The following is a 1986-nucleotide window of genomic DNA, read 5'->3' as shown; positions in this document are numbered from 1 at the left end:
TCGTCAGCCAAGCCGCTCCAGCCTGATCGCCCGGAAATCTGCCCCGGTTACGAGCAAAATGAGGGTGTCTCCTTCCATGTAACTTTGGCGTAACCGGCTCATTCATTTCGTCGCAGTCCCTCCGCTGATGCCGACGGCGCTGAGCCGCAGGACTTCGGCGACCGAGTATTCTGCCATACACATGCGCGCCTCGTTCACATTCCTGTGATTGAGCGAGCACGCCGGCGGCTCTGCCGCTGCCGACGGATGCGGGCCGACAGCGGACGCGCCGCTCCTGGACGGTCGAGCAGAAGCTGGCGATCATGCGCGAGGTGCAGGAGTCCGGTGATCCGGTGGCGGTTGTCGCGCGGCGTCACGACATGAACGCGAACCACTTGCACATCTGGATGAAGCAAACCCGGGAACGGAGATCGGGTGACCGATCCGAGACCCCACCAATCGCCTTCATTGAAATGGGTGTGGTCGCTGTCGGGGTGCCGGTCCCGCGCCTACGTCGACCGAAAACGGCGCTTGGCGGGTCAATGTTCATCTGTCCGCGTTGGCGCAAGTGGGCTAAGTACATCGCGACGAGATTGCAGCTTGTCGACGCCGAGTGAGACGGTGCCCCTGCCCGCCCACGTCTGGATCCGCTCCGATGTGATCAATGCCACTAGCAGGGCTGTCGCCAGCAAGCCTAACCCCAGATGCCGCATCATTTTTGGGTTGCTATGTTCCATCAGATTAAAGTCCGAATTGGCTCCAGGCTCGATTTTCAGGACAGGAGGGCGGCTGTCGGCACGCTTCAATTCGTCAAAGAGGTGCGGCGTTTTTCATGGCGGCGCGAGAACGTGCAATGACCGCGGCCGTATCCGATAATGCAACGGTGGTATTGCCTCGACGGTCTCGCCGTCCATCGCAATGCGCAGGTGTCGTCGGCGCGCTTTGACCTCCAGACTTTGAACCCGGAAGAGTTCGACATCGCGGACTGGGTCGATCAGCCCGAGCGCGGCCTTGAACGGCAGCAGCGCGAGCCCCAGCCAGGACTGCGCCTTCACGACGTAGGCGCACAGCTCACCGGACGTAAGACTGCCGCGGTGGCCGAGCTCGCGCAGATCGTAGAAATTGTTGCCAACGAACACACAAAGCGTCTTCTGGCTTCGCTCGTTGCCGATAGAAATCCTGACCCTCTTCCACGATGAAACCTTGAGCGTGCGGATAAGCGCCGGGCCGAGCGCGGCAAGCTTTCCGACCCCCAGCCGCTTCTGCTCGGCGGTCCGTTCGGCGACAAGAAACGGATAGATGCCGATGGATGAGTTGTTGAGGAAGACCCGGCCGTTCACCTCCGCAACGTCGGTCTGTTTCACATGGTCCGCGGTGATTGTATCCATGGCCGCCCCCAGATCATTCGACAAACCAAGATCCCTGGCGAAATGATTGAGGGTACCGAGCGGAAGAACGCCCAGGACGACATCCGTTCCCGCGACCGCCGAAGCCGCGCAACCGAGGGTGCCATCGCCGCCGCCGATCACAAGCGTCCTTGGTTTGTCGCCGGGTGATTTCGCCCAGACGAAGCTGTGGGCCATCTCCGCGATCTGGCTCCCGCCCGCCATTCGCACCTCGGCTTCCAATCCGCGCGCCTGAAGCCCGCTTCGGACGAATGCTTCGACATCGTAGTCAGCGCGCTGGATTGTGCCGGCGCTTGCATTGAGGAGGACCAGAACTGTCATGTGCGCGCCACTTGCGAAGGAGTGAAACTGGTATCGCCTGCTCGTCTCATGCAATTTCGATATTGCATCACGAATCCTCTCGATCAGGGACTGGCAACGGCACCCTGCAAGGTTCCTGTCCCCGGATTGGCCAGAATACTTCCGTCATGGGCCAGCAGGACCTTCCCGTCCCAAAGGGGTGTCGAACTATGATCGGGCCGGGTCACGAGGCGGCCGGTGTCGAGAGACACACTCGGCTACGTATGCGGACGACGCGCTACTGATACAGGCAGCGACGTCG

General features: G+C 61.2%; 2 protein-coding genes. One reads left to right on the top strand and one right to left on the bottom strand.

Features of this window, described 5'->3' with window-relative positions; all coding sequences use genetic code 11:
- Positions 1-230: 230 nt before the first annotated feature.
- Positions 231-596, top strand: a complete 366-nt coding sequence (locus AC07FD_RS09340) for a transposase (RefSeq protein WP_342586889.1) — start codon at positions 231-233, stop codon at positions 594-596.
- A gap of 213 nt (positions 597-809) precedes the next feature.
- Here the strand turns inward: AC07FD_RS09340 and AC07FD_RS09335 are convergent, their stop codons facing one another.
- Positions 810-1706, bottom strand: a complete 897-nt coding sequence (locus AC07FD_RS09335) for a diacylglycerol/lipid kinase family protein (RefSeq protein ID WP_478349604.1) — start codon at positions 1704-1706, stop codon at positions 810-812.
- Positions 1707-1986: the final 280 nt, after the last annotated feature.

The organism is Mesorhizobium waitakense (assembly GCF_056431085.1).
This window is presented reverse-complemented; position numbering and strand designations above follow the sequence as displayed.

Excerpts from the sequence above, each read along its gene's own strand:
- AC07FD_RS09335 (WP_478349604.1), bottom strand. The coding sequence starts at position 1,706 with ATGACAGTTCTGGTCCTCCTCAATGCAAGCGCCGGCACAATCCAGCGC.